The 7,866-nt window shown below is 67.0% G+C and carries 5 protein-coding genes; 1 reads left to right on the top strand and 4 read right to left on the bottom strand.

Annotated elements, in window-relative coordinates:
* The 3 genes from DBR22_RS19435 to DBR22_RS19425 all read right to left on the bottom strand — a co-directional run.
* A partial coding sequence (locus DBR22_RS19435) for a beta-galactosidase (protein WP_181365254.1) occupies positions 1-1,472 on the bottom strand: 1,472 nt, incomplete at its 3' end.
* 11 nt (positions 1,473-1,483) lie between these two features.
* Positions 1,484-2,803: a cellulase-like family protein gene (locus tag DBR22_RS19430; protein ID WP_108600352.1), complete on the bottom strand. Its 1,320-nt coding sequence runs from the start codon at positions 2,801-2,803 to the stop codon at positions 1,484-1,486.
* Positions 2,800-6,129, bottom strand: a complete 3,330-nt coding sequence (locus tag DBR22_RS19425; RefSeq protein ID WP_108600351.1) for a DUF5107 domain-containing protein — start codon at positions 6,127-6,129, stop codon at positions 2,800-2,802. The genes DBR22_RS19430 and DBR22_RS19425 overlap by 4 nt, the downstream gene beginning before the upstream one ends.
* Before the next feature lie 131 nt (positions 6,130-6,260).
* Here DBR22_RS19425 and DBR22_RS19420 point away from each other — a divergent pair, with 131 nt between their 5' ends.
* Positions 6,261-7,115 carry an HAD-IIB family hydrolase gene (locus tag DBR22_RS19420; RefSeq protein WP_108600353.1) on the top strand — a complete coding sequence of 285 codons (855 nt, stop codon included), beginning with the start codon at positions 6,261-6,263 and terminating at the stop codon, positions 7,113-7,115.
* Positions 7,116-7,132: 17 nt separating this feature from the next.
* On the opposite strand, the gene DBR22_RS19415 is transcribed toward DBR22_RS19420, so the two are convergent.
* Positions 7,133-7,723 carry a dihydrofolate reductase family protein gene (locus DBR22_RS19415; RefSeq protein WP_108600350.1) on the bottom strand — a complete coding sequence of 197 codons (591 nt, stop codon included), beginning with the start codon at positions 7,721-7,723 and terminating at the stop codon, positions 7,133-7,135.
* Positions 7,724-7,866: the final 143 nt, after the last annotated feature.

Genomic DNA, 7,866 nt, shown 5'->3' with positions numbered 1-7,866 from the left:
GCCGTGGCCCAAAGCACGCGGATACCGCCGATCTCGAGGTTGACGGGCCAGCGGGCGATGGTTCCGGCAGGAATGGCCAGCGGCGTGTCCGGGAAGCTGACGGTCTGCTCTGCCAGTGCGATCCTGAACTTGGCCGCTGCATAATCCGGCAGCGGGATGTGGGGCTGGTGCCAGGTGATGAACACGAATCCGGACCGGCCGTCGCTGCGCAGGGACCAGCGGAGCGTATCGGAATCGTCCACTCCGGCGGGGAGCCGGTCAGGCAGCGTCGAGGGCATGGGCGACAGGCGGTCGCCGAAGGCGGCGAGGAAGGCGTGTTGCTTGCGCAGCTGCGCGAAGCCGGGTGCCAGCCTGCCGGCGGCCCCGATGGGGGCATGGAAGTCATAGTCCATGACGGGAAGGTCGTTCGGGTAGCCCGTAGCCTGGGATTCCTGCAGTCCGCCCGGCGGATTCGTCCCGCCCGCGAACATGTAGTAGCCCTGCCAGGCTGAACCGCTGCCGATCTTGTTGTGGGCCACGGCGGCAACATCCTTGCCTTTGGGCCAGGGCCGCCGCTGGTACGCCGTGGCCATGCCGCCGGTCAGCTCGCAGGTGGCCGGCGGGTAGAGGGCGGAAGGGGAACGCGGCGGTGCTGCGTCGATCCCGGACAGCTGTTCCCTCAGGTCAGCGCCGATACCGGGGTCATCCCACTGGTGGCTGAAGAAGTAGTGCTGGCGGAAGGTCGGGTCCCAGGAGGCCGCGGCGTCCACCCAGAATCCATCGCCGTAGCCGCCGAAGACGGGCAGGACCTCAGCCTCGGGGATGTCCGCCCCGCCCCAGGCTGTTGCCGTCCAGAGCGGAGCACTGAGTCCCGCAGCCCGGGCAATCTTCTTGAGCTCGGTGATGTGCCCGGGCTGGTCGTAGAGTTCGTTCTCCAGCTGGATGCCCACCACGTTGCTGTCCGGGCCTGTGAGGCCCTGCAGTTCAGACCCGATGCGCTGGAACCAGCGCTCCACCAGGGCCAGGTAGGCGGGGTCGTTGGTCCGGTGTCCGACGGCGGCAGCCTGCACCCAGTCCGGGAAGCCGCCGTTGCGGACCTCGCCGTGCGCCCAGGGCCCGATGCGAAGCACGACGTCCAGGCCGATGGAGGCGCAGAGCCGGACAAAGGCTGCCACGTCCAGGTTGCCATCGAAGCGGGCCTGGCCCTCGGTCGGCTCATGGTGGATCCAGAAAACGTAGCAGGCCACCACGGTGATGCCGCCGGCCTTCATCAGCCGCAGCCGTTCCTCCCAGCGGGCGCGGGGCAGCCTGCTGAAATGGATTTCGCCCGACACGGGAACGGACGGCACGCCGGCGCATTCGATGTAGTGGCTGGTCAGCCGCCACCTGCCGTGCGGATCCACCGTGTTGCTCATGGGCGGGGATTGCCGGGCCGACTCGTGTGGCCGGTGGGTGGCGGAGAGCAGTTCAAGGGTGGTTGGTACGGGGCGCATGGGCAAGTCTCTCAGTTGGTGGGGGCGGCAAGGATGAACTGGTTGAGGCGGCGTTGCCACGCTTCGTTGGTCCACAAGGGGTGATGGGGTGCGGCGTTGGAACACAGGACCATCCCCCAGATGCCGTTCTTTAGTGCGGTCCGGATGCCGCGTTCGGCGAGGTCGCGTCCGATCGGGCCCTCCTCGAAGGTGCCCTGGAGCGGGGTGTAACCGATCCAGCCTTCCCCCACCACCGCAGGGATACCCTTCCAGCGGGCCCACTCGGCGATGGCGATCACGCGGGAATCGATCTCCCGCCGCATGACCTCGCGGTAGGGCCCGTATTCGTTGCAGAGCCACGTGTCCCAGGCCTCCGGGTCAATCCAGTCGTAGCCGTAGAACATCTGGTCGGTAACAACGGTTGCCCGGTATTTCCAGTCGGCAAGGCGCCCGTACTCTGCCACCGATGGAGCGTCGGGCCGGAGGAGGGCAGTGAGTGCCGGATTGGGGAAATCCGAGGTCCCCTCGGAGCGGATGTCAATCCGCTGCTGCAGTGCGTCCAGGACGCCGTAGCTGTAGACGTGGAATTGTGCTGCCCCCGGGCCGTCCGGAACGGTATGCATGGCCAGGTGCGGCGGTTTGCCGTAGCTGGCGGTAACCAGGAGGTCGGGGTGGAGTTGGCGCAGGCGGTGCAGTTGTTCGCTGCCGCCCTCTGCCAGCGCGGGGAGTATGGAGAAGTCCACCTCGTTGTGCAGCTCCACCATGGCGATGCGGTTCCGGTGGCCCGCAGCCGTGAGTGCCCCGATGAGGCGGTCCCAGGAGTCTGCGAGGACCCGGTACCTGTGGTGCAGCGGGACAGCATCGATGGCATCGAACCAGCGCGGCGAACCCGCGAACACTGTGGACTGCTGGTATTCCCAGCTGGCAAGGATGATGACCAGCCCGTGCCGGGCAGCGGCGTCGAAGAGCTCCAGGAGCCTCGCCTGCAGGTTCAGGCGGTAGCCGCCGGGCGCGTCGTACCAGCGCGTCCCCCTGCCGTAGATGCCGCCGTCGGGCGCTTTCCCGAGCCCTTCGATGTCCAGATCGGTGGCCAGGTGGTCGAGGCCAAGGTTGCCGAAGAGGAGCAGCGGGGCAGCGCAGATCCGGATGGTGTTGTAGCTCAGGTCAGCGGCCTTGGCGCAGGCCGCGTCCAGATCGGCATACGGCCCGCCGTCCTCGGCCCGGGTGTACCAGGAGAAGTCCCAGAGGGTGATGGTCAGCCGGGAGGGAAGGCGCGACGGCGGCGCACCGGTCAGGGAGGCCGTGTCCACTTCGGCGGTCCCGGACCCGAGATACCTCGGTGATTCGGTCACAGGGTTGCCTCTTCCTTCTGGTGTTCACCTTGCCGGCGCACACGTTGCTGCTCCAGGCGGCCCTGAGCGGCCAGTTCGCGGAGCGACCTCGCCGTTGCCGTCCGCGCGGAGGCTGTGTCGGTGTCGAAGAGCAGCAGCTCAGGCAGGGACGTCGCAAAATAGTCCGGCGCTGCGGGTGCTGATTCAAGCTCATCGGCGCGGGTAACCAGGCTCCGCCACACGCCTTCGGCTTCTGTGTGCCTTCCGAGCCTTACGTGGGCTACGCCCCGCCAGAAGTCGGACGGGCCGGCGGGGGCGGCGTGGACTGCCAGGGCATTCCCGTTCTGGCAGGCCTGGTCCCAGGCGCCGGTTGCTGCCGCACGGTCCCCGGCCAGTTCGAGGGCGTCCCCGAGTGCCACCAGCCGTTCGGCCATGCCGTGGGCCGGGTGCCTGCCTTCGCCCAGGTTCGCTGGAGCTTCCATACCTTCGCGCAACAAGGTGATGGCCGCCGTCGGGTTCTCACTCATCAGGGTGCGTGCGCAGTGGACTGCCGCCCGGTCGTAAGCATCCAGTGCCATTCCTTCGCCGCCCTCGAAGGGCTGGAAGCTGCGCGTGGACAGGATGTCCAGCGCCTCATCTGCCCGCCCGGCGTCGATCAGGAGGTTGGCGTAGAGGAGGGTCAGGTCATCGCGGCTCAGGACAGAGGGGCTATGGCGTTCAATCCCGGCAATCCGGTCCCGGACCGGCAGCCCGCGGAGGCCGGCCAGGACTGCCCGTTCGAAGACGAGCCGGGCGTCATCCGGGCTCAACTCCAGGGCGCGTTCGAAGTACGAGTCGGCGGTGGCCGTGTCACCGCCGGTGTTGACCGTGGCGAGGGCGGCGTTCCGCCACACCACGGGGTCCGCTGAGCCGTGGGTCATGGCTGTCCGCAGATGCTTCAGGGCGTCCTCCGTGCGGCCGGCATCAAGCAGCCAGCACCCCAGAAGACCGTGCGCCACTTTGTCGCGCGGATCAGCTTCGAGGGCACGGTGGAGCGCGTCGTAATCGTCAAGCCCGTACGGGAACGCGTAGGTGGTGTCGGCGCGCCGTGCCGCCGACCGTTCCGCGGACGCAGCCTCCGGTTCGAGGAGTTCCTCCAGCCAGGTGGCGCGGAGGAAGTGGCGGAGAGGCTCGGGGTTGCCGAACACCTGGTGGGCAGAGGGGCCGGGCTGCTCCGTAAGGTCCAGGGCGAGCTGCCACTGCCCTGCCCGGGCGAGCCAGCACGCCACCGCGAGTGCTGTTTTGGGATCGCTTGCCTGGAGCGAACCGTCCAGCGCCAACGCCACCGGGTCGAGCGGATCCGCGAGCAGGATGTTCTGCAGGAATGAACGGCTTTCGTCAGTGCGTCCCAGCCTCCTAAGCGCCAGGACCAGGAGGTGCTTCGCTTCCGGGCTCGCCGCCTCCAGCGCGGCTGCGGCTTCGGCATGCCGGAGTGCCTCCGCGGGTCTTCCTGACCTCAGGGCCAGCCGTGCCAGTGCAAGTTGTGCCGGATGCGCCCACCCACGGTCCCAGGCTGCCTTCCCGAACCGTTCCGCAGCCGCCTCCGCCTGCCCGGTCCGCTCGAGGATCAGGCCGAGCCGGTAGCTGGCCTCCCCGGTGGGCGGATTCAGGTTACGGCGGGTCAGCCGGGCCACGGCGGTTTCCAGCAACTCACGTGCCTGGTCAAAGTCGCCGATTTTGTACACGGCTGCTCCGAGTGCGGTGGCGGCGCGTGAGTCCAGCGGGTCGCGCCGCAGCATTTCCGCGAAGTACGGCAACGGCGACCGGGTGGGGTGCCGGTTCTGCGTCAGGTGGGTTCCCGTGAAGTAGAGCTCGTCCTGGCTGTCGATGGCCGCCGGCAGGTCAGGCTCCGTAGCAACCCAGGGCTCCTTCGCCTCGCCGCTTCCCACTGGTTTGCGCGGGGTCCACGAAATCAGTTCCCGGGTGCCCAGAAGCACCTGCAGGGTGAGGTCAGGCGCTTCGGCGGAAACTCCGAGCTCCACGACCTCCTGGAAGGGGCGGGCCGGCGAGATCCGGACTGTCCACGAGCGGATGGTGGTGCCCTTGAGCTTGAGCAGGACGGTTGCCTCTTCATGGAGGGCCGTCGTGGCTACGCCCATGGTGGCCGTGCGTCCGTTCCCGTCCACATGCAGGGATACGGCGGCGTCCACGTTCGCCTGGTGGGCCGGGCCCATGTCCCGGATCGGATACCAGAACTCGCTGAAGGTGCGGGTTTCGCCCGGTGCCAGGTAGCTGAAATCCGGCTGGTTGTCCGTGAAGACGCCGGCCATCAGCTCAACGTACGGGCCGTCGTCGTCAGTCAGGTGGGCGTCCCAGGCGCGGCCCACTGGTCCGTTGCCCCAGGTCCATTGCTTCTTGCCCGGGGAGATTGACCGGTCTGCCCAGTGCACAAAACCGGCTTCGGCGTCTTGGTCGTAGCCGCCGAAGAAGCTGTCCTCCGTGTCGGTGATCATGTAGGAAGTGGGGACGGGGATGTTGGCATAGAAATCGATCCGGTCAGCATCCGGTTTCCCCGTCGCGGCCAGCGCGGGGTAGTCCACGCCGTAGTAGGGCCGGTCAGCCTGCGGGAAAGCGGTGATGGCCCGCCTGGCATGGTCCGCCACGTGGTGCACATCCGTGGGGAAGAAGGACTGGTACTGCCCGTGGGCGCGGGCCGCCACGTTCGCCCACCAGAGGAAGGTCTGCGGCACGTCCGTGCAGTTGTAGAGCCGGGCCTCGACCTCCACCAGCGAACTGCCCGGCCGGAGCCGGACGCCGTGGGTGCCCCGCATCCGCTGCAACGGATCCAGGTCGCTGTGCCATACGGTGACCGGGCCGTCATCGCCGCGTTCAACCGAGGTTTCCACCGGCAGGAAAGTGGCAGGACGGTGGTGCTGTGGCCAGTTGAATTCGACACCGCCGGAAATCCACGGCCCGGCCAGCCCCACCAGGCCAGGCTTGATCACGTTGTTGCGGTAGAAGAAGTCGTAGTCCGCCGTTTTATCAAAGCCGATGTGGATTCTGCCGCCGATTTCCGGGAGCAGCATCAGCCGGACATATTCGTTCTCCACGTGGATCGCCTGCCAGAGGCGGGGTTCCTTCACGGCGGCAATGCTGTCAATGAACGGCATGGGATACACCTTGCCGCTGGAACCCTGGTAGACACGCCGGTCCAGGAACAGCGGATACCGGTCCGGCTCCCCCGGCGCGTACGTATCGATGGAGACGGGCTCGCTCCAGCAGGCAACACCGCCATGTGCCAAGATTGCCTGCTGATCCGGCGGAGCATCGGGCAGGTTGATTCGGCTCTGGGGCTCATCGGGGATCATCACGGTTGCAAGTCTAGGAACAGAAACCGCCCTGTCCCATGGCAGAAAAGCTCGACTATATGGACGATCGTGTATTTGCGCGGCAGCCCCGGCTGCGGCCGGGCCGTCCCGCGCCGGTAGAATTCCGGATCATGAGTTCGAAGCCAGGCACGCCCACAGCAACCATTCACGCGGTCTTCCTCGACGTGGACGGCACCTACGCCGACTATGGCGTCGTTCCCGAGGGCCATGTACAGGCGGTCCGGTCGGCGCGGGCGGCGGGCCACAAGGTCCTGCTGTGCACCGGACGTCCCGTGTCCATGCTGCCGGACAGCATCCTCGCTGCCGGCTTTGACGGCCTGGTGGCCAGCGCGGGCGCCTACGCGGAGGTTAACGGCGAGGTGCTGCTGGACCGCAGGTTCCCTGCCGACCTCGCGGCCCGGACTGTGGCCGCCCTCGATGCCCACGGGGCTGTCTACATCCTGGAAGCGCAGGACTCGCTCCATGTAGCCCCCGAAAGGGAGGAAAGGCTCCGGTTTATCATCGAAGAGCATTTCCGGCGCGCCCCTGACGGCCGGGCAAGCGGCTCGTCAGCCATCCTGGGCTCCGTCCAGGTGACAGCGGACCGCGCGGCCGTTGCGTTCGCGAAGATCTCTGTCTTCGAGGCCCCCGTCCCAATGGAGGAAATTGCCCTCGCAATCGGTGCAGATATTGCCGTCGTCGCCAACTCGATCGCCGATGACGGGCGCCACGCCGGCGAGCTGTACCAGCGCGGTATCAGCAAGGCCGACGGCGTCGCTGCCGCCATCGCCCATCTCGGCATTGACCGGGAAGACACCATCGCCATCGGCGACGGCCAGAACGATCTGGAGATGATCGCTTTCGCAGGGGTGGGCATCGCCATCGAGGGATCCTCGCCGGAACTCCTTGCCCTGGCAGACCACACGGCCGCGCCGCCGCACCGTGAAGGTCTGGTGGACGCGTTCGCTAAGCTCGAACTCTTCTGAGATAGCAGCGGCGCTGTCTAGGGAACCCGTTCGCCTTCGGATTGGTAGGTGGCAATCAACACCCCGGCGGCGGTGGCGCTGCTGTCAACCAGCCGCAGGGATGCCGGTGTGCCGCCCGCAAACAGCCGGCGTCCGCTGCCCAGCACCAGGGGATGGATCATCAGCAGGTACTCGTCGATCAGCCCGGCGGCCATCAGTGAGCCGATCAGCACGCCGCTGCCCATCACCACCAAATTCGTCTCTGAACCTTGTTTGAGGTTCCTCACGGCGTCTGGAACATCACCACGCAGAAGGGTGGAGTTCGGCCACTCAAGCTGAGCTTCCGGGTTGTGGGAAGCGACGTATTTGGCCGTACTGTTCAGCGCTTCCTTGAAGGGTCCGCCCTGGGCGTTCCACGATGCCAGGAGTTGCTCGTACGTGCGCCTGCCGAACAGAAACGCGTGCTCATCGCCCATGAGTCCGCCCATCCTGGCGCCGATGGACTCATCGCTGCGCGGGACAGCCCAGCCGCCGTGCCCAAAGCCGTCCCGGGTATCCTCGTCCGCACTGCCCGGCGCCTGCATCACCCCGTCAAGTGTCACGTGGTTCATCACGATTACCTTGCCCATTTCCGGTCCTTTCGGGGTCCAGGGTCCATGGCAGCAAGCCTTGCGGCGGGAATGGCCGGCGTCAAGGACCTTTGTCTTACGGGCCCGGAGCAGCACCACTATCACTCATGCCACACTTGTTCCATGGATCTTGAGGTGTCGCC

The organism is Arthrobacter sp. HMWF013 (assembly GCF_003061105.1).
Taxonomy (GTDB): domain Bacteria; phylum Actinomycetota; class Actinomycetes; order Actinomycetales; family Micrococcaceae; genus Arthrobacter.
Note: the sequence above shows the minus strand (reverse complement) of the source record. Positions and strands in the feature narration are given on the sequence as shown.